We start from the raw sequence: 18,605 nt of genomic DNA on the forward strand, positions 1-18,605 counted from the left end.
ACCGTATCGCCGCGGCGAATGCGTGTCTGCAGACCGTTGGCGAAGCACTGCAACAGTTCATCACCCACCGCATGCCCATAAGCGTCATTGACGTATTTGAAGCCGTCGAGATCGATGAACAGCAAGACAGACTGTCCTTTATCGGCGTCTCGCGCCGCAGTCGCTTTAGCGATCGCCTGCTCGAGGCGAGTGCGGTTGCTGAGTCCTGTCAGAGGGTCCGTCGCAGCCTGCCGTTCGAGCCGATGCACGAGGGCCATCAAGTACACGGAAGTCGCCGCGATGCTGAGCATGATGCCCAATCCCACCGCGAGGTTTTCTCTCCACCACGGCTCGACGTGCATCAAAATCACGACACCTGCAAGCGCAACTGCACATGAAAGTAGCAACGGCCGCTTGCCGTGGCGGCAACCGGCACCCACAAGAAACCAGAACACGACCCAGAGCAAGGGCAGCGCCACGCGCCCGCCGAGCGCCAAGGCAGTCATGACAAGCGCCTGGTCTGCAATGGTGGTGACCGTCAATCGAAGGCGCGGCCGACCTGTCGCGGCGGTCGCGGCTACGTATGTCGCCACGCCGAATACAACGTATGCGAAAACCACGCCCAGAGTGTCATACGCGGCGGCCGTGCGTTGGAGCGCGGCGACGGCGATATAGCCGATCAACACGACCGTGCCCAGGCATATCCGGAGGAGCGCCTGCTCCTTCTCAGGTTGTCCGCGAAAGACACCTGGAAACGTTTGCTCATGCCAACGCTGCGCGCCCGGCCGCTCCATGCCGTCTACCCCGTCAATATTGTCTTTTGCAGAGCGGGCATTCTATCGCTTTTGCCGGCGACCAATGCTTCTTGCCGCTCTCTCCGTCCGCTTCCTGAAAGCCGCCGTTCGAACGTCCGTTTGAGCGAACGGGTACCCAGGTCCTTGGGGTTGAGAAGCTAAGCGTGCTTTATTTTCCGCTTCCTGAAGCGACCCCTGCGGGAGGTTCACGCGCCTGCCGCCATGGAGCTTTGTCGCCGCAGCGAACTTGATGCGATGGATCGAGAGAATCCTGCATTCGTTCGGCGATCAAGTGTGTAGAGTCGGTCTGCATGTCGTGCTCATGCATAGGTGGCCAGACTTTGGAAGTCATCGAACGAGTCTTGAAGACGCGTGGGGAACCGGCACCCTTCAGCACGAAAGCGCCGGTTTTGTTGCCCCTCCATCAAGGCCAATCGAGTGTCTCAGTGCTTACCAGGCATGGTCCCGCTCATGCCCATGGCCGGATCGCTAACCGAGTGCTTGCCGATCTCCACCCGTCCTGCAAAGCGACGGTAGAACGCCTTATCGCTATCGCAGGTCACAGCAAAGTCGTACCACTGGCCACTGGACGCCAGAACCCAGTGAAGCGAGTCCATGCCTGTGCCTGCCAGTTGAACCTGCCATGGGCCATCGGTGCGGTAGGCCATCGGCGTAATCGTGAAGTTGCAGGCACTCTTGCCGGTATTCATCAGGTCGGCATAAACGTCGCCGTTGGCGATGTCGTAGCAGACGCGGATTTCCGGCGTGACCCCGCTGTCGGCAAGGCGGCTCAGGTCGCCTTTGAAATGCCGGTGATAACCGTTCGGGCCTAGCACCCAAAGATCATACATGCCGAGGTTGTCCTGCTGCGCGTTCCAACTGTCGGCCAGCGTCTTACCGTCCTCGACCACGTAGCGACGCGGCACGCGATTCAGCTTGTAGCGGTCATACACATGGAACACCGCGGCCTGGGTACCGGTATTGGAAAACAGTAATTCGACAGTGCCGTTGGCCGCGCAGCGCGCGCTTGTGTGCAACTCATAAGGTAGCGCGCGAGAGGGTCGCGTGCCGCTTGCCTGGATCGGTAACTGCATGTCCACCGGCAGCGGCACGGCTGGCAGGGCCTGTTGCGAGTTGCGCAACTGGTCGGCCTCGGCCCGGGTGCTGCGCCCGTTCAGCGTGGGTAACAACTCATTGTTGGGTGTTTTGAAGTTGAAGGCGCTAGTCAGGTCTCCGCACACGGCGCGGCGGTACGGGCTGATATTGGTCTCCTTCACACCAAAGCGCTCTTCCAGGAAGCGCAGCACCGACGTATGGTCGAAGACCTGCGAATTGACCCAGCCCCCGCGACTCCATGGCGAGATCACGTACAGCGGCACGCGCGGGCCGGGCCCGTAGACGCGACCGTCCTGCGCGGGCTGGTCCTTGCTGCCCTGCGGCGCCGGATAGGCGTGGTACTCGAATCGCATGTCGTCATCGGACAGTGTGGTTTTGCCTGCCAACGTCTGATCGGGATTTCGTGACGGCGCCGACGGCGAGGGCATGTGGTCGAAGTAACCGTCGTTTTCGTCGAAATTGATCAACAGCACGGTTTTGCTCCACACTTCGGGCACAGCTGTCAGCGCATCGAGTACCTCTTGAAGGAACCACGCGCCCTGAACCGGACTGGATGGCCCGGGGTGTTCGCAATAGATCGATGGCGCATTGATCCAGCTGACCTGCGGTAGCCTGCCTTCGCGGATGTCGCGCTTGAACGCATCGAGGTAGCTTTCCGGCGTGGTGCCCGGCAGCGTGTTCGCGATGCCCTTGTACAGCGGGTTGGCTGCGTTGTCCGCGGCTGCATCGTAGGCGTGATAGGGCAAGGGCTGCCCGGTATCGGCATAGGGATTGCCCGGCGCTCCGCCACTGGCCACGGGGAAGCCCGAGGCCAGATTGGCGCGGCGAAATTGCTGGAAGGCGCCCAGCATGTTGTCACCCCATTCGTCCGGCATGTTCTGGTACGAGATCCAGCTCACGCCCGCATCTTCGAGGCGCTCTGCATAAGTCTTCCAGGTGTAGCCTGTATCGACCGAAGCCGCCAGGCCGTCGATGTAGTCCCACTCATTGTTGACGAAAGCCACGCCAGCGGCGGTGGGACCGTTCGTGCCCGTGATGTGGAAGGAGCGGTTGGCATCGGTACCCGTATGCATCGAACAGTGATACGCATCGCACAGCGTGAAGGCATTGGCCAGCGCGAACTGAAACGGGATTTCCTTTTCCTTGAAGTAGCTCATCGAGACATCTGTCTTGTAGGTGGGCCAATTCGACATACGGCCGCTGTCCCACGCGTTCTGGCTGTCCACCCACGTGTGATTGGCGCCCGATGCGCGCTGTGCGTTGTTGGCGCTGCCGTCAAGGTGATACGGGGTGAGTACAGCGCCGTTGCCGCGCTGCTGCTGCCAGACCTTGCGGCCGTTGGCCAGCGGAATGGTGAAGCGGTCACCGAAGCCGCGTACGCCCTTGAGCGTGCCGAAATAATGGTCAAACGAGCGATTCTCCTGCATCAGGATAATCACATGCTCGACGTCTTTGATCGTGCCGGTGGCGTTGTTGGCGGGAATTGCCAGCGCGCGGCGGATGCTAAGCGGGAAGCTGGCCAGCGTAGCAGCGGCAAAGCCGGCGCCACTAGCGGCTTTCAGAAATTTGCGGCGTGAAATCATTGAGTGTTCTTCTGCAGGCTCGGTCGTAGCTCAAGGCGCGCAGCGCTTGACCGGGGTGGGTTGTTCGGAGTCCGACTTGGCGGGCGTGCTTGTGGACGTGTTTGTGGACGAATCGGTACCGCCGCACGAGGCGAGCATGGCGGCCGCGATCAGGGAAGCGGCAAGCGTTCTTATGAGTCTTTGGATGGACATGGCGTCAACATTGTCTAATTTAGGAAAGCTTTATGTTTTATTTTAGAAAGTACAACGTAATGCTGACGCGAGTGTAGGAAGGCAATGTGACCGCTGTGTGATCCGGTGGCCCGACTGAAGAAGCCCAGGCAGCCTTTAGAGAGACCTGGCAAGGGGCTGTCAATACCGGTCCAGATGTCGTAACGCCGTCGTGCCGGGTGCGCGGCGATTACGTGGCGGATAGACCCCTTCAGCGGACGTTGCGCGCGCGGCACCCGGAGCCCCGCGGTACATGCATTCCTTCGACAGCATCAGTCCCTGACGTTCGCGCATGCGAAATGTCGAGCCTGGCTGCGGTGTCACTTGCGGGGCGTTTGCCGGCCTCCTTGACCAGCCGCCTCACCGTCGCCTCCAGGGTGCCAAGCAGGACGGGTTTCAGCAGGACCTCGTCGATTCCGGCCTTCTTGCATCGCGAACGCTCTTCCGCACCCACTTGCGCAGTAATGGCGATGATCGGCACCGTCGCGCTTTGGTCGCGCAGACACCGCGCGAGCGCGTACCCGTCCATCCCTGGCAATCGGCCTGGGAAAATGCATGAAATAGCGTCTCCTGCTGCTGGGGCGTCATGCCGATGCCGGTGTCGCTCACGCCAATCACGATGGGCGAATCGTCGGCCGTGTCGTCCATCGGCTGACGCACCTGATTAAGACTGGCGGTGCGCACGACCCGACGGTTTTCATGGAAGCGCAGACAAGCGTCATCCCAGGGCAGGTCGAGAAAATTCACCAGACGTCGCGCCTCGCCTTCGAGGTCATCGACGACCGCTTCGTAATCGACCTCGATGAAGCGCCCGGCCGGTAGCACGCTGCGCCAATGTGCCATGAGCCGCTCGTAGTCACGGTAATACTCGCCGGGTTCGGTCAGCTCGTAAGCGAACGGCTGATCGCCCGCAAGCAGTTTCGTGTAGCAGGAAAGACAGGTGTCGACCGGGTTGCGCCGCGCGTGAATGATGCGCGCGCCCGGCAGGATCAGCGGAATCAGCCCGGCATGCAGGAAATTGGCCGGCATCTTGTCGACGAGACGCGAACGGCCCTGTGCAAGCGGCTCGACCGCGCTCGAGATAGCACCAGCTGCGTTCCCGGAGCATTGATTCAGTCGCAATCGTTCGGCGTCCCTAATACTCGGGGGCGTTGACGCTATGCAGACTACGAGCCTCGCCTCTCGACATTTGCCCATCCTGAATCTCTCGACGGATGCGATTGTTCTGGTTGGCAAGACGGTTGTTCAGTTCGACGCGCCGGGGATGGTTGGCGGCCCATTGCCCCGCTTGCGCAGTCGATGCGATGGCGAGTGTCGCGGCCATTGCGACGACGACACTGCCAATCAAGGTTTTGCGACGCGCGGCAATCGAAACTCGCGAAGCGATCGCTGCATTCGTTGTGGCGCGCGAAGTAGTATTCTCGCAATGCACGCGGTCGACCGATCATCTGACTTGAGGAGCCGGGCCAATGGAAAGCATCGACACACTCGTCGTGGCGGCATTCGCTTTTGTCGCCAGCCACTTTCTCCTGTCCCATCCGCTGCGGGCGGGTATGGTCCGGGCAATCGGCGAACGGGGTGCCATGGGCGTCTATTCGCTGATTGCGATACTGACGTTCGGCTGGATGGTCATGGCTTACGACCGGACGCCCGTCTCCGATCCGCTATGGCCCGCAGGCAACGCGCTGTGGGCAGTTGTGACCGTGCTCATGCTGATCGCGTCGATCCTTCTGATGGGCTCCCTGATCCGCAACCCGGCGTTGCCCACCGGCGGCCGGCCCACCGCGTTTCCCGACGCGGCGCGCGGCGTGTACGCAGTGACCCGTCACCCGATGATGTGGTCGTTCGCGCTTTGGGGACTGTGCCATATCGCCGTGTTCCCGGTCACCCGGAACATCGTGCTCGCCGGGGCGATCATCATCCTCGCGCTGGTCGGTGCCGCGCTACAGGACCGCAAGAAACGGCGGCTGCAACCCGATCTGTGGCCCGCATGGGAATCGAAGACGAGCTATCTGCCGTTCGCGGCGATCGCCGCCGGCCGCGCGCGGCTGGGCGGGTTCGGCATGCACGCGCTGGTGGGCGGCGTCGTTTTCTGGCTCGTCGCGACCTGGGCGCATATCCCGCTCTCCGGTTGGCCCGCGGGCATCTGGCGCTGGCTCTAGCCGGCAGATTCCACGAGATTTGTTCTCGTGGCGCAAGACTCTTTGTCCACGGTGTGTGTTCGAATTCGCGGCGGATGCGCCTACAGTGCCCTCCATCGGGTCCATCGATTCGAACGGCCAGCAGGCCGGATCAATCACGCCACGGCTCGTTCCATCGCACCGGCCGTCGAGGCCGACTATGTCGCCGTGGCCGGCGACATCGGCGACGCCGCTACACTCAAGGAGCCCACCATGTCCGTCCAACAGAAACTCGCAGAACTCGGTCTCGAACTGCCCTCTCCTGCGCAGCCGCTGGGCAGCTATACGGCTGTCAGCGAAGCCGGAAACCTGCTTTTCATCTCGGGACAGGTGCCGCTGTCCGACGGCAAAATGGTCTATACGGGGCGTGTCGGCGAGAACCTGACGCTCGAAGAGGGCCGCAAGGCTGCCCAACTCGCCGCGCTCAACCTACTCGCGCAGATCTCGCGTCATCTCGGCGGTTTCGAGCGCCTGCATCACATCGTTCGCGTCGAGGGGCACGTCAGTTCCGCCGATGGATTCTATGGGCAGCCCGCCGTGGTCGACGGCGCTTCGGATCTGTTTGCTGCCGTGCTCGGCGACAAAGCGGGACATGCGCGTTCAGCGTTCTCGCATAGCCAGGGTCCCGCCGACGCCGCTGTCGTGATCGTCGTCATCGCCGAAATCCTGCCCGCCTGATCGACGCGCGCCACGCGTGACGCATGCCCTTCCGGCTTCGCGGCGCGGGCCTCGAAACGGTACCGACGGCCTTGGCCGAGGACGAGGCGGCGCTCGGCCGTTGAGCCCCGCCTCGGTGACCTGCCGCTTCACGCTGTGTCGCGACAGGCTGCGCTTGACGCGCTTCAACCCGCATTTGCCTTGTGCTCGTGCGACGCCACGCGTTGCGGTTGCGATTGCGGTTGGGGTTGCGCGGCCATCGCGCGGGAGACCATTTCGTTTTGCTTGATGATCTTGTCGATCTCGGCGTCGGCCTGCGCATCGTAGTGCGCGAAAACATCGGTGCGATAGCGCGTGTTCTGCGCCGCGCCCAACTGCGAACCGGATTCGTCGCGCGTGTCGGCGTCGACCGCCATCGACAGGCCGATACGGAGCGGACGCGCGGCCAGCTCGGCCGGGTCGAGCGCGATGCGAACCGGCAGCCGCTGCACGATCTTGATCCAGTTGCCGGTGGCGTTCTGCGCCGGCAGTGTCGCGAACGCGCTGCCGGTGCCGGCCGAAAAGCCCTCGATACGCCCGTGATATCGCGCGCCGCTACCGTAGACGTCCGATGTCAGCGTGACCCGCTGGCCGATCCGCATGTGCTTGAGCTGCACTTCCTTGAAGTTCGCGTCGACCCATACGCCGTCGAGCGGCACGATCGCCATCAACGGCGTGCCGGGCGCGACGCGCTGGCCGACCTGAACCCGGCGCTGCGCGACGTAGCCGGTCACCGGCGCCGGCAACGTATCGCGCGCATAGGCGAGCCACGCGGTCCGCACTTTCGCGGCGGCGGCCTGCACGTCCGGATGCTGTTCGACCGTGGTGCGGTCGGTCAGCGCGTGGTTGGCTTCGCCCTGCTGGCGCGCGGCGTCGAGCGCGGCCCGCGCGACGCTGACCGCGTCGCGGGCGTGCGCGATGTCTTCGGCGGACACGGCGCCGGTGTCCGCGACGGCCTCGCGACGATGCAGGTCGTCGCGGGCGCGGCCCAGATCCGCTTCGCGCTGCGCGACGTTCGCCGCGTAGAAGTCGTTGTTGACGTACAGGCCGCTCACGCGTCGCACGGTCTGGCCGAGCTGCGCTTCGGCATCGGCGAGCGCAAGTTTCGCATCGGCCGGATCGAGCGTGACGACGGGGTCGCCCTGCTTCACGATCTGCGTGTCGTCGGTGTTGACGGCGATCACCGTGCCGGTGACCTGCGGCGTCAGTTGCACGAGATTACCGCTGACGTACGCGTCGTCGGTCTCCTGGTGATAACGGCCCTCGGTGAAGTAGTACGCGCCGTAAGCCGCGCTCATGACCACGACCGTGGCGCCGAGCAGCGCGATCAGGCGCTTGCGGCGTGCCGGGGGCGTGGCCTTGTTGTCGCCTTGGGGCGTGGCGGACGCTTGCGCGCCGCTCTTCTGTTCGTCTTCCTGATCCGCCACTTCGCGGTCGGTCGTGATCGAATCGCTCATTGCAGTTCTCCTGATAGGGTTCGCGATGTGCCGTTCAACGTGCGGCAACCGCGGGATTGGCTTGACTGGTGGAGACGGCGGCGACGTCGGCGTGATGGTCGGTGCTCGCCGACGTATCGACATAGCCGCCGCCCAACACCGACGCGAGCTCGATCTGCTGGTCGCGGCGGTCCATCTTCAGATTGGCGATCGCCTCGTCGGCGTTCAGCGCGGTGACGTCGGCATTGAGTACGGTCAGTTGGTTGGTGAGGCCGGCCTTGTATTGCGTGGTCGCCAGTCGATCGGCATCGCTCGCGGCCTGCTGCGCGGCCTGCGCATCGCCGAGCTGCGCGTCGCTCGAGCGGATCTGCGCGATCTGCGTGGCCACGCCGCTCAGCGCGCCGATCAGCGTCTGGTTGTAGGTCGCCACCGCATAGTCGAACTCGGCGTAGCGGCCCTTCAACTGCGCGCGCAACTCACCCCCATCGAAGATCGGCAGATGGATCGCCGAGCCCACCGAGGCCGTGCGACTCGCGGCGCTCAAAAGGCGGCCGAAGCCGAACGCGTCGAAACCGATCGCGGCGCTCAGGTTGATGTCGGGATAGAACTCGGCCTTCGCTTCCTTCACCTCGTGCGTGATCGCATCGACGCGCCAGCGCGCCGCGACGATGTCGGGCCGGCGGCCCAGCAGATCGGCCGGCAGGTTGTCCGGCAGACGCACGTCGTCGCCGACGCCGAGCGTCGGCCGCGTGATCGCGAGTCCCCGGTCGGGCCCCTTGCCAAGCAGCGCCGCCAGTTGATACCGGGTGGTCAGGATGCTGCCGTCGAGCGCGCTGACGCGGGCACGGCTCGTGGACAGATTCGCTTCGGCCGTCTTGCGCTCCACTTCGGTATCGAGGCCGTTTGCGATGCGGCTCGCGGTGATGCGGTCGATCTGCTCGCGCCGCGCGACTTCCTGCTGCGCGATGTCGCGCAATGCGTAGAGCCGCGCCAGCTCGTTGTAAGTGCGGGCGATCGAGGTGTCGAGCGTGAGCCTGACGACTTCCACGTCGGCCTCGCTCGCGGACGCCTCCGAGACAGCCGCGCGCAGCGCCTCGCGGTTCTTGCCCCACAGGTCGAGATCGTAGGAAGCGCTCAGCAGCCCCTTGTTCTCGGTCTGCCATGAGCCGGCGTACGGCGGCGGAATCAACGCGGTGCTGCTGTACTGCTGGCGCGTCAGCGTGTACGACGCATCGAGGCGCGGCAGCGTGTTCGCCTTCGCCGTTTCGCTATAGGCTTGCGCCTGCTCGACTCGCGCGCGCGCCTGGTCGAGCGTCGGGCTACCTTGCAGTGCCTCGGCGATCAATGCTTTCAGTTGCGCGTCGCCGAACTGGTCGACCCAGTCGGCGGATGGCCAGTGCCCCTGCTCTTGCGGGAGGCTCTGCGCCGTTTCCAGCTGCCGTGGTTGATCGATCTGCTTGTCGCTGTGGATGCCCGCATAGTTTGCACATGCCGCCAGCACCGCGAAGGAGATCACCGAAACACCGAGCTTGAGCGAACGGGCGACGGTGTTTGCCCTGGAAGTCTGCGTTTTCATTTTCTGACAAATCAGATTAATGGGTGAAAAAAAGCGCGGCACACGGCCGCGCCGTTCAATCGCCTGTGAACTTGCGAAGCAGGCGGTCCAGCTCGGCAAACTCGGCTTTCGTGAATTTACGCAAGCGGGCGTTCAACACATGCGGTGCGACTTCCGGAATCCGCGCGGCGGTTTTCTGCCCCTCGGCGGTCAACGTCAGATTGACCACGCGGCGATCTTGCGGGTCGCGGGATCGTACCAGCAGCCCCTTCGATTCCAGCTTGTCCAGCATCCGCGTCATCAGGCCGGTGTCGATTCCGAGCAGCTTCGACAGCTCGAAAGGCGTGCTTGCCACACCCTGCTTCAGCGAAAGCAGGATGCCCATCTGCTGGCCGTTGATTTCGAGGTCCTTGAGCGCCGCGTCCATTTCCGCGACGACGACGTTACGGGCCTTGACGAGCCTGAAGCCGATACTGTTCGTAAGCATGAAGTTCTTCGTCGTGTAATGGTCCATGGCGGTGTCCTCCTCGTTGATTTGAACAATATCTGCATTATCAGATAATGTCAAGAAGAGGATGGTCTGTTTCATTTTCCGTCCGAACCAGGTTGCCAAATTGGATTCAATGTCCGCCGGCGGCTGCCGCGCCCGCGGCACCACCCTTGGCCGGCTTCGTCACCCAGATCAGCGGGATGATCACGACAAAGATCACCGCCGAGATCCAGAAGATGTCGTTCAGGCCGAGCATCGTCGCCTGCGCGTTCAGCGAGGTTTCGTAAAAGGCCGTGGCCTTGGGAACGCCCGCGTCCAGCGCCGCCTGCAGGTGCGCGATCGCGCCGGTAAAGCCAGGATCGTCCACGCTCGATTGTTCGGCAAGTCGCGCATGGTGCAGAATCGTGCGGTCGTTCCACGCGGTGCTCATCAGTGACGTGCCCACCGCGCCGGCAAAAATCCGCGCGAAGTTGGACAGACCCGCCGCCGCCGGAATCTCCTCCGGCTTCAGACCCGACAGGATGATCGCGGTGAGCGGCGTGAAGAACAGCGCGGTCGGAATGCCCTGCAGCAAGGTGGGCAGCACGAGCGTCCAGGCGTCGACGCCGGTCGTGTAGTTCGAGCGCATGAAGAACACGCCGGCGAATCCGACGAACGCAAGCGTGGCAAGCACGCGCATGTCCGAACGAGGCATGATCTTGCCCATCACCGGGGCGAGGATCACGGCAAAGATGCCGAGCGGCGCGGTCACGAGCCCCGCGTCCACCGCCCGGTAGCCGAGGAAGCCCTGAATCCACTGCGGCAGGATCACGAGGTTGGCGAAGAAGATCGCGTAGGCGACCGAAATCGCAATCGTGCCGCCGAGGAAGTTACGTCTGGCGAAAAGCCGCAGGTTGACGATCGGCTTTTCCTCCGTCAATTCCCAGATCAGGAAGAACAGGAAGCTGACCACGGCGACGATCGTCAGCGCCCAGATCACCGGCGAGCTGAACCAGTCGAGGTCGCGGCCCTTGTCGAGCATGATCTGCAGCGGCGCGACCCATGCGATCAGCGAGATCAGGCCGACCTTGTCGATCGGGAGCTTGCGGGCCGGCGTCTCGCGGTCGCGGTAGATCGCCCAGATCGCGCCCGCGGCGAACAGGCCGACCGGCACGTTGATGTAGAAGATCCACGACCAGCTGTAGCTGTCGGTGATCCAGCCGCCGAGCGCCGGGCCCGCAATCGGCCCGACCGTCGCCGTCATCGCCCACAGCGCCAGCGCGCTCGAGCTTTTTTCCTTCGGAAACGAGCCGAGCAGCAAAGCCTGAGAAAGCGGCACCAGCGGCCCCGCCACGGCGCCCTGCACGACGCGGGCGGCGAGCAGCACCATCAGGTTCGGAGCGAGACCGCACGCCGCCGATGACAGCACGAACAGCAGGATTGCCCAGACGAACAGCTTGACCTGGCCGACGCGCTGCGTGAGCCACCCTGTCAACGGAATCGACACCGCGTTGGCCGCGGCAAACAGCGTGATGACCCATGTGCCTTCGTCGATCGACACACCGAGGTTGCCGGACAGCGTCGGAATCGCCACGTTGGCGATCGATGAATCCAGCACGTTCATGAAGGTGGCAAGCGCCACGGCAAACGTGCCGAGTGCAAACTTTGCGCCGGTCAGCTGAGCCGGCGCGGCTGGGTTGCTCGATGGATTCATGTTGCGTCCTCGTCTCGGTTCGAAGCGCCCGTCAGTGGCGCGTTATTATCTGCAATGTCAGATAAATGGTTAAAAAAATGCCGCCTCAGCGGTCCAGCAGCCTTGAAAGAAGCTGGCACAACGCGTCGAAATCGGACTTCGAGAAATGCGAAAGCCGCTCGCTCCATGCTCCCTGGACAACCTGTGTGTTCCTGGCGGCGACGATCTGCCCTTCCCGCGTCAACGACACATCCACGAGGCGACGATCCCTGCCGTTGCGGGCGCGCTCGATCAATCCGCTGTTTTCGAGCTTGTCCAGCAAGCGGGTCATCCGGGCCGGGTGGACACCCGCCAATTTCGACAGTGCGGCCGGTGTTTTCACGCTGCCGCGCGCCAGCGTGAGCAGAACGCCGCGCTCCTGCAGATTCAGTCCTGCATCCGCGAGCCCCGCGCTGAGTTCGCTTGCAATCAGCTGACGCGCCTGACCCAGCACGGACGCCAGCTTCTGCGTGCGCTCAAAGTCTTCGTTGATCGAATCACCCATCGATCGCCTCCTCGATATCTGACTTCAATATATTTGACTATGCAGATTGATGCAAGCAGATTTCCTCGCCGTATGCACTACATGGTGTAAAAACTGAATTGAACCGCCGGCGAATATCGCCGCGATTCTTTGGGGCTAAATTCTTTCCGGCACGGATTCGGGCGCTGCCCGCTCTCACTTCAGGAGGACAGAACGATGACTGACAAACCGCTTACGCTGGGTATCGATCACGTCGGACTCACCGTCCGCGATCTGAACCTCACATGCGACTTCTTCGTGAAGTGTCTGGGCTGGCAGCAGGTGGGAGAAAGGCCTGCCTATCCGGCTGCGTTCGTGTCGGACGGACACGTCGTGGTGACGCTCTGGCAGGTCACCGATTCGAGCCGCCTCGTCGAATTCGATCGCAAGGTCCATGTCGGACTGCATCATCTTGCGCTGCGCGTGGGCAGCGAGGAAGCACTGCAGGACATCTTCGCGCGCGTGTCCGCCTGGCCGGGCGTCAAAGTCGAATTCGCGCCCGAAGACCTCGGTGGCGGACCCAAACGCCACACGATGGTGTACGAGCCGGGCGGCATCAGACTCGAGTTCGATCACGACCCGCGAACGCAGGCATCGTGAACGCGAATGCGCGCGACAGACCGGCCGACACCAACAGGACCACTGCCGCTACGCGCCGTCACTCACCGCTTGTTCCTGCGGCTCACAACTGTTTGTCCGCGCCTTGTGTGCAAAAGCGGAGCACGACCGCATAAATTAGTCGCCATCGGAGCCATCAGTCCGATCACAGATTGCTGATCCAACCTACTTCGAGGTTCACTATGAGTCAGTCTCCCAAAGTCATCGTGGTCACCGGTGCATCGCAAGGCATCGGCGCCGAAACGGTCAAGGCATTTCGCAAGCTCGGCCATAACGTGGTCGCGACATCGCGCGGCATCAAGCCGTCTGACGATCCCAACCTCGTCACCGTGGCCGGTGACATCGCCGATCCGGCCACGGCTCGACGGGTGATCGAGACGGCCGTGGCGCGCTTCGGTCGTGTCGACACGCTCGTCAACAATGCGGGCATTTTCGTGGCCAAGCCGTTCACCCAATACACCGCGGAAGATTACGCGACGATTGCCGGCATCAATCTCGCGGGCTTCTTCCACATCACGCAGCTCGCGATCGCCGAAATGGAGAAGCATGAGCGCGGGCACGTGGTCAGCATCACGACGAGCCTCGTGGATCACGCGATTGACGGCGTACCGTCCGTGCTGACCTCGCTGACCAAGGGGGGCCTCGCCGCTGCAACCCGCTCGCTCGCGATCGAGTATGCGAAGCGCGGAATTCGCGCCAACGCGGTTTCGCCCGGCATCATCAAGTCACCGATGCACGCGCCCGAAACGCATGCGGCGCTTGGCGCATTGCATCCAGTGGGTCATATGGGCGAGATGAGCGACATCGTGAATGCGATCCTCTATCTCGACTCGGCGCCGTTCGTGACCGGCGAGATCCTGCATGTGGACGGCGGCCAGAGCGCCGGCCACTGAGCGGGCCACGCGATGAAGCGGCGCGCGCCGCTCAATGCGCGCCCGTGCTCGGCGCGGGCGTCGCGGGTTTGGCCAACTGCTCGACGAGAAATTCGACGAAAGCCCGCACGCGCGAGGTCAGGTAGCGCGCGTGCGGATAAAGCAGGATGAATGGCCGCGTGCGTCCGCCCGCTTCGCGCAACACTTCCACGAGCCGACCTTCGCGCAGGTCGTCCTCCACGACGAAGCGATACGTCTGAAACAGGCCCGCGCCGGCACGCGCGAGCGTCACGCCGGCGAGCGCGTCGCCCGAGGTTCCATAGCTGCCCTGCGTCAGCACGTCGCCATCTTCAGGCGAACCCTCGAAGGTCCAGGCGAGATGGCGTCCGCTGCTCGGCAGTTCGAACTGGATGCACTCATGCGCCCGCAGGTCCTCGACGGTTTTCGGCACGCCCGCGCGCTTCAGATAGGCGGGCGCCGCCACCACGACCATTTCCGCGTCTTCGAGCTTGCGCGCGACGAGGTTTGAATCGGCCGGCGCGCGTCCACGTATCGCGAGATCGAAACCTTGTTCCGCAAAGTCGATGTTGCGATTGCTCAGGTGCGTCTCGACCTGGACTTGCGGATAGCGCTCACGAAACGCCGGCAGCAGCGGCAACACGCGATAGTGTCCATACGGCGTCGGCATGCTGATGCGCAGCACGCCGGCCGGCGTGGTCTGCTCGCCCGTCACTTCGCGCTCGGCGTCCATCAGTTGCGACAGGGCTTGCCGGCACTGCTCGAAGTAGCGCCGCCCCGCGTCGGTCAGACGGATCTGGCGTGTAGTGCGCACGAACAGACGCACGCCGAGCCGTTCCTCGAGCCGCGCCACCGAGCGGCTCACTGCCGCCGGTGTGACACTCGCGGCGTTGGCCGCCAGCGTGAAGCTACCCAGCTCCGCCGCGAGGCAGAAGAGCTCGATGCTGCCCAGCAGGAGATCGTCGAATTTGCGTTGCATGCCTGTCCGCCTTTGTTTTGTTGGCTTGAGAACCCGTCGATCGCGGCCGCGCTGGACCGAATGCATGGGTGCGGAACTGAGGCTGGAAGCTAATCGGACATCGGCCCGCGCATGCCCCACGCGTGCCGATGTGTTCCATCTGTGCGATGGTATTGAAGCTGGACTGCTAGTTCCACACCGATTGCAGCCGCTCGATACTTTCTCGCGTTTCGCGTTCCAGTTGCGCCATCAATTCGCCGGCCGGCAACGAACGCGCAAGCGGCGCGGCCTGGCCCGCCCAATGCGCGCCGTAGCCGAATTCACCCTTGGCCTTGGCGGCTGCATTGAGCGCCTTGCCCGCGTCATAGGTGATCGGATAGGACGGCGTGCGCGGGGCTTGCGGGTCCTCGCCGAGCGCGGTGAAGCGATTGACGATGCTGCGCGCGAGCCGCCCCGAAATGGTGGACGTGAACGTCGTCGAGCGCGCCGCATCGCCGAGCAACGCGCGGCGATAGCCGTCGTCGATCGAGGTTTCCGGGCACGCGACGAACGCCGTGCCCAATTGCGCAGCCTGCGCGCCCAGCGCGAGCGCGGCCGCGATGCCGGCGCCGTCCATGATGCCGCCCGCCGCGATCACGGGCAGGTCGAACTCGCTCGCGAGCAGGCGCGTCAGCGCGAACGTGCCGAGGCGTTCGTCGCGCCCGGTCGTGTCGAACACGCCGCGATGACCGCCCGCTTCGATGCCCTGCGCGACGATCGCATCGACACCCGCCTCGACGGCGGCCGCCGCTTCGTCGAGATTGGTCGCGCTCGCCAGCAAACGGATGCCTGCGTGCTTCAGTTGCGCGATCACCGCATCGGGCGGCAAGCCGAAATGGAAGCTCACGACGGCCGGCTTTTCCGCGAGCAGCATCGCCTGCATCGCGGTGTCGACGACGAAGCTCGTGAAGATCTCGCAGAGCGCTTGCGGCGGCGTCGCGCCGTATTGCCGGAACACCGGTTCGAGCCAGTCGAGCCACGCACGCTCGACGGCCGCATCGGGTGTCGCCGGACGATGGCAGAACACGTTGATGTTGAAAGGCTTCGTCGTTAGCTCGCGAGTCTGATGGATCGCGCGGCGCGCGTTCTCCGCGTTCATCGCGGCAACGCCGAGCGAGCCGAGGCCGCCCGCGTTCGACACCGCGGCGGCCAGCGCCGGCGTGGTGACGCCGGCCATGGGCGCCTGAATGATCGGCTTGTGGATGCCGAGCGTGCGCAGTAACGCGCGATTGTCCGCTTGAATGCTCATGTTCCCTTCCCACCGGATGCGTTAAAAGATTCGATGTGCCTGCCGGCATGCCTGCCTGTCAGGCCCCAGCGCGGCGGTGCGCCCAGCGCGCGAGGCCGCCGCAAGCGATCAGCAGCGCGCCGGTCACGAAGAACACCGCGTGCAGCCCAAGATGAACGCCGATCACACCGCCGATCACGGGGCCCGCCACCTGGCCGCTGAATTGCGCCGATTGCAGATAACCGAGCATGCGGCCGGTCCTGCTTTCATCCACCGATTGCCGCGCCAGCTTGCCGATCGAGGGCAACAGGCCCGCGAGCGTCATACCCATCAGCACGCGCAAAGCCGCGAGCTGCCACCAGTGCGTGACGAAGGCTTGCGGCACCATCGCCAGCCCCGTGAGCACGAGGCAGACAACGATCACGCGCCAGCTCCCGAACCGGTCGGCCAGCGCGCCGAGGCGCGCGGCCGTCAGCATGCTCCCGAGCGCCGAGCATGCCATAACCACGCCGGCCACGCGCGCAAGATGCGCGGCATCCACGCCAAGGCCGCCGATATACACGGTGATGATCGGCTCGATCGACATGTTGGCGAGCAGCACCATCATCGCGGTCACGAGCAGCGCGGCCACCACCGCGTAATTGGCGCGTCGGGCGGGCGTGCCGGCGGTGCCGCGCGCGTGAGCTTTCGCGTCGCTGTCCGGGTGAAACTCTTCCTTCACCACGAAGATGGTGAGCAGCGCCGCCGCCGCGATCATCGCGCCGCCCGCGAAGAACGTGCCGCGAATGCCGATCCAGTCTGGCAGCACGCCGCCGATGAGCGGCCCGACCAGATTGCCCGCGAGCGCGCCCGTCGAAAGTATGCCGAGCGCCCAACCCGCGCGCTCGCGCGGCGCCTGGGTGCCCACCATCACCGTGGAAGCCGATGCATAGCCGCCCACCAGACCGGCGATCAGACGCAGCGCGACCAGTTCGTAGACATTGTGCGCCACGCCGATCAACGACATCACCAGAGCCATACCGATCGCCGCGCGAACGAGCATGGGTTTGCGGCCGAAACGGTCGGCCAGACGCCCCCACAGTGGCGCGGTAAGCGCGGTGCCGAGGAAGGTCGCGCCGAAGGCGATGCCCGACCACTGGATCACCGCGGACGGCGAACCGACACCGAGTTGCCGCACATAGAGCGGCAGGAACGGCAGCAGCATGCTCAGGCTCACGAGCGTCGTGAACGAGCCGAACACGCAGACGAAGAGATTGCGTCGCCAGTACTGGACGTTGCGCTCCGCATAGCCGCGCGGCCGCGCGTCGTGCTGCGCATACGGCCGCGCGAGCGCCGCCGGTGCAGAAGAAACCGTGGTATTCATTTCGCGCTCCGCGCGGAAAACAGCTCGACGGCGAGTGCGAGCAGAAGCGCCACCGCGCCAATCGCGTAGAGCGCGCGATAATTGCCGCCGCTCGAAGCGAACACGAACGAAAGACCGTAGGCCGCCAGCGCCTGCATCACGGCGAAGCTCGTCGTCGCGCGGCTCCATGCGTCCTTGACGGCGGACGGATGGTGCGCGAGCAGCTCGTTCACGCGACCGAGCGCCAGCGGCACGATGCCCGGCGTGAACGCGCCCACGACAAATGCGGAGACCATCAGCCCCGTCGGCCCGAATAAGCCCGCGGCCGGGATCGCGACCGCAGCGGCCTGCACCAGATACGCGACGCGCAGCGCGCGGCCGAAACCCGCGCGACCGGCGAGATGCCCTGCCGCGAGCGGCCCGACGATCGCGCCCAAGCCGTACAGCACCCAGAACTCGGCGCCCGCATCGACGCCGCGGCCCAGCCCGCGCGCCACGAAATCGACGAGGAACAGCATGTGCGGCACGAGCCCCACGGCGTTCAGGCCATATTCGACATAGACCGCGCGCAGGCCGGCGCGGGGATACGCAGGCGCTGTTTCGAAACGCGAATGAGCACCGGCGTGCGCGGGCGCCGCGTGCTCGGGCCAGCCGTTCCACGCCACGGCGGTCAACACGAGCGAAACGGTCGCGAGCCCGAGCCACGTCCACGTGAGCCCCTGACGCAACAGAATCGGCACGATCGTGCCCGAGGCCGCGATGCCGAGCCCGATCCCCGTGAAGATGCCACCGCTCGCGAAGCCCCGGCGCGCCGCCGGCACGTGCGCGAGGATCGTGGGTGCGGCGAGCACCATCAACGCGCCGCCCGAAAGCCCCGAGGCGAGGCGCCAGACGAAAAACCACAGGAACGACACGGGCACCGCGCAGGCCACGAAAGCGATGGTCGCGAGCAGCATCATCGCGCGCAGCACGGTGGCGGGTTTCGCCACGCGTACCATCGCGCCCGCCAGCAGTGCGCCGGCCAGATAGCCGCCGAGGTTCGCCGCGCCGAGATAGGCCGCGCTCGAGGCGGGAAACCAGTGCGCGCCGATGATAGCCGGCAAAAGCGGCGTATAGGCAAAACGCGCGAGACCGATGCCGATCAGGCTCGCGCTGGCCCCGGCGAGCGTGCCCCGCCAGACGTTATAGCCGGCCGGAGCGGCCGGATTCGAGATGGCTTGCTGCATGACGACTCCCATGGACCGGTGCTGTTAAGCG

The 18,605-nt window shown here is 64.4% G+C and carries 16 protein-coding genes and 1 pseudogene; 4 read left to right on the forward strand and 13 right to left on the reverse strand.

Going from position 1 to position 18,605, the window contains the following annotated elements:
- The 4 genes and pseudogenes from HDG32_RS09110 to HDG32_RS09125 all read right to left on the reverse strand — a co-directional run.
- The coding region (locus tag HDG32_RS09110; protein WP_260336418.1) for a sensor domain-containing diguanylate cyclase at positions 1 to 773 on the reverse strand (773 nt) is incomplete at its 3' end.
- A gap of 443 nt (positions 774 to 1,216) precedes the next feature.
- Positions 1,217 to 3,472, reverse strand: coding sequence for a phosphocholine-specific phospholipase C (locus HDG32_RS09115; protein WP_184065771.1), 2,256 nt, complete (start codon positions 3,470 to 3,472; stop codon positions 1,217 to 1,219).
- Between the two features lie 421 nt (positions 3,473 to 3,893).
- On the reverse strand, positions 3,894 to 4,211 hold the full coding sequence (locus HDG32_RS09120; protein WP_260336419.1) for a response regulator: 318 nt from the start codon (positions 4,209 to 4,211) through the stop codon (positions 3,894 to 3,896).
- A 104-nt stretch (positions 4,212 to 4,315) separates the two neighbouring features.
- A pseudogene (locus HDG32_RS09125) lies at positions 4,316 to 4,879 on the reverse strand (sulfotransferase family protein); the annotation flags it as partial.
- Between the two features lie 272 nt (positions 4,880 to 5,151).
- Here HDG32_RS09125 and HDG32_RS09130 point away from each other — a divergent pair.
- Positions 5,152 to 5,844: an NnrU family protein gene (locus HDG32_RS09130; protein ID WP_184065774.1), complete on the forward strand. Its 693-nt coding sequence runs from the start codon at positions 5,152 to 5,154 to the stop codon at positions 5,842 to 5,844.
- A gap of 231 nt (positions 5,845 to 6,075) precedes the next feature.
- Entirely contained in the window at positions 6,076 to 6,540 is a 465-nt protein-coding gene (locus HDG32_RS09135; RefSeq protein WP_184065776.1) for a RidA family protein, read from the forward strand.
- Between the two features lie 164 nt (positions 6,541 to 6,704).
- Here HDG32_RS09135 and HDG32_RS09140 read toward each other — a convergent pair whose 3' ends face one another.
- From HDG32_RS09140 to HDG32_RS09160, 5 genes are all read right to left on the reverse strand, one after another.
- Entirely contained in the window at positions 6,705 to 8,015 is a 1,311-nt protein-coding gene (locus tag HDG32_RS09140) for an HlyD family efflux transporter periplasmic adaptor subunit (protein ID WP_184065778.1), read from the reverse strand.
- Positions 8,016 to 8,049: 34 nt separating this feature from the next.
- Positions 8,050 to 9,570, reverse strand: a complete 1,521-nt coding sequence (locus HDG32_RS09145; RefSeq protein WP_184065781.1) for an efflux transporter outer membrane subunit — start codon at positions 9,568 to 9,570, stop codon at positions 8,050 to 8,052.
- 55 nt (positions 9,571 to 9,625) lie between these two features.
- A complete protein-coding gene (locus tag HDG32_RS09150) occupies positions 9,626 to 10,063 on the reverse strand; it encodes a MarR family winged helix-turn-helix transcriptional regulator (protein WP_184066311.1) in 438 nt (145 codons plus the stop codon).
- A 106-nt stretch (positions 10,064 to 10,169) separates the two neighbouring features.
- Positions 10,170 to 11,732 (reverse strand): DHA2 family efflux MFS transporter permease subunit, encoded by a 1,563-nt coding sequence (locus tag HDG32_RS09155; RefSeq protein ID WP_184065783.1) that lies wholly within the window; start codon positions 11,730 to 11,732, stop codon positions 10,170 to 10,172.
- An 85-nt stretch (positions 11,733 to 11,817) separates the two neighbouring features.
- Positions 11,818 to 12,255 carry a MarR family winged helix-turn-helix transcriptional regulator gene (locus tag HDG32_RS09160; RefSeq protein ID WP_184065785.1) on the reverse strand — a complete coding sequence of 146 codons (438 nt, stop codon included), beginning with the start codon at positions 12,253 to 12,255 and terminating at the stop codon, positions 11,818 to 11,820.
- A gap of 195 nt (positions 12,256 to 12,450) precedes the next feature.
- Between HDG32_RS09160 and HDG32_RS09165 the strand changes: the two genes are divergently transcribed.
- Positions 12,451 to 12,873, forward strand: coding sequence for a VOC family protein (locus HDG32_RS09165; RefSeq protein WP_184065787.1), 423 nt, complete (start codon positions 12,451 to 12,453; stop codon positions 12,871 to 12,873).
- A 200-nt stretch (positions 12,874 to 13,073) separates the two neighbouring features.
- Positions 13,074 to 13,784, forward strand: coding sequence for an SDR family NAD(P)-dependent oxidoreductase (locus HDG32_RS09170; RefSeq protein WP_184065791.1), 711 nt, complete (start codon positions 13,074 to 13,076; stop codon positions 13,782 to 13,784).
- A gap of 31 nt (positions 13,785 to 13,815) precedes the next feature.
- On the opposite strand, the gene HDG32_RS09175 is transcribed toward HDG32_RS09170, so the two are convergent.
- The 4 genes from HDG32_RS09175 to HDG32_RS09190 all read right to left on the reverse strand — a co-directional run bounded on the left by HDG32_RS09175 (position 13,816) and on the right by HDG32_RS09190 (position 18,574).
- The gene (locus HDG32_RS09175; RefSeq protein ID WP_184065794.1) at positions 13,816 to 14,760 is read right to left on the reverse strand and encodes a LysR family transcriptional regulator; all 945 of its coding nucleotides are present in this window, start codon (positions 14,758 to 14,760) and stop codon (positions 13,816 to 13,818) included.
- Positions 14,761 to 14,926: 166 nt separating this feature from the next.
- Positions 14,927 to 16,027: a nitronate monooxygenase family protein gene (locus tag HDG32_RS09180; protein WP_184065797.1), complete on the reverse strand. Its 1,101-nt coding sequence runs from the start codon at positions 16,025 to 16,027 to the stop codon at positions 14,927 to 14,929.
- A 58-nt stretch (positions 16,028 to 16,085) separates the two neighbouring features.
- Positions 16,086 to 17,369: an MFS transporter gene (locus tag HDG32_RS09185; protein ID WP_184065801.1), complete on the reverse strand. Its 1,284-nt coding sequence runs from the start codon at positions 17,367 to 17,369 to the stop codon at positions 16,086 to 16,088.
- On the reverse strand, positions 17,366 to 18,574 hold the full coding sequence (locus HDG32_RS09190; RefSeq protein WP_184065804.1) for a YbfB/YjiJ family MFS transporter: 1,209 nt from the start codon (positions 18,572 to 18,574) through the stop codon (positions 17,366 to 17,368). Before HDG32_RS09190 ends, HDG32_RS09185 begins: the two co-directional genes overlap by 4 nt.
- Between the last annotated feature and the right edge of the window lie 31 nt (positions 18,575 to 18,605).

It is taken from the genome of Paraburkholderia sp. CI2 (assembly GCF_014201055.1).
Classification (GTDB): domain Bacteria; phylum Pseudomonadota; class Gammaproteobacteria; order Burkholderiales; family Burkholderiaceae; genus Paraburkholderia; species Paraburkholderia tuberum.

Excerpts from the sequence above, each read along its gene's own strand:
- HDG32_RS09175 (WP_184065794.1), bottom strand. The coding sequence starts at position 14,760 with ATGCAACGCAAATTCGACGATCTCCTGCTGGGCAGCATCGAGCTCTTC.
- HDG32_RS09155 (WP_184065783.1), bottom strand. The coding sequence starts at position 11,732 with ATGAATCCATCGAGCAACCCAGCCGCGCCGGCTCAGCTGACCGGCGCA.
- HDG32_RS09145 (WP_184065781.1), bottom strand. The coding sequence starts at position 9,570 with ATGAAAACGCAGACTTCCAGGGCAAACACCGTCGCCCGTTCGCTCAAG.
- HDG32_RS09190 (WP_184065804.1), bottom strand. The coding sequence starts at position 18,574 with ATGCAGCAAGCCATCTCGAATCCGGCCGCTCCGGCCGGCTATAACGTC.
- HDG32_RS09130 (WP_184065774.1), top strand. The coding sequence starts at position 5,152 with ATGGAAAGCATCGACACACTCGTCGTGGCGGCATTCGCTTTTGTCGCC.
- HDG32_RS09180 (WP_184065797.1), bottom strand. The coding sequence starts at position 16,027 with ATGAGCATTCAAGCGGACAATCGCGCGTTACTGCGCACGCTCGGCATC.
- HDG32_RS09160 (WP_184065785.1), bottom strand. The coding sequence starts at position 12,255 with ATGGGTGATTCGATCAACGAAGACTTTGAGCGCACGCAGAAGCTGGCG.
- HDG32_RS09140 (WP_184065778.1), bottom strand. The coding sequence starts at position 8,015 with ATGAGCGATTCGATCACGACCGACCGCGAAGTGGCGGATCAGGAAGAC.
- HDG32_RS09150 (WP_184066311.1), bottom strand. The coding sequence starts at position 10,063 with ATGGACCATTACACGACGAAGAACTTCATGCTTACGAACAGTATCGGC.
- HDG32_RS09170 (WP_184065791.1), top strand. The coding sequence starts at position 13,074 with ATGAGTCAGTCTCCCAAAGTCATCGTGGTCACCGGTGCATCGCAAGGC.
- HDG32_RS09135 (WP_184065776.1), top strand. The coding sequence starts at position 6,076 with ATGTCCGTCCAACAGAAACTCGCAGAACTCGGTCTCGAACTGCCCTCT.
- HDG32_RS09120 (WP_260336419.1), bottom strand. The coding sequence starts at position 4,211 with ATGGACGGGTACGCGCTCGCGCGGTGTCTGCGCGACCAAAGCGCGACG.
- HDG32_RS09165 (WP_184065787.1), top strand. The coding sequence starts at position 12,451 with ATGACTGACAAACCGCTTACGCTGGGTATCGATCACGTCGGACTCACC.
- HDG32_RS09185 (WP_184065801.1), bottom strand. The coding sequence starts at position 17,369 with ATGAATACCACGGTTTCTTCTGCACCGGCGGCGCTCGCGCGGCCGTAT.
- HDG32_RS09115 (WP_184065771.1), bottom strand. The coding sequence starts at position 3,472 with ATGATTTCACGCCGCAAATTTCTGAAAGCCGCTAGTGGCGCCGGCTTT.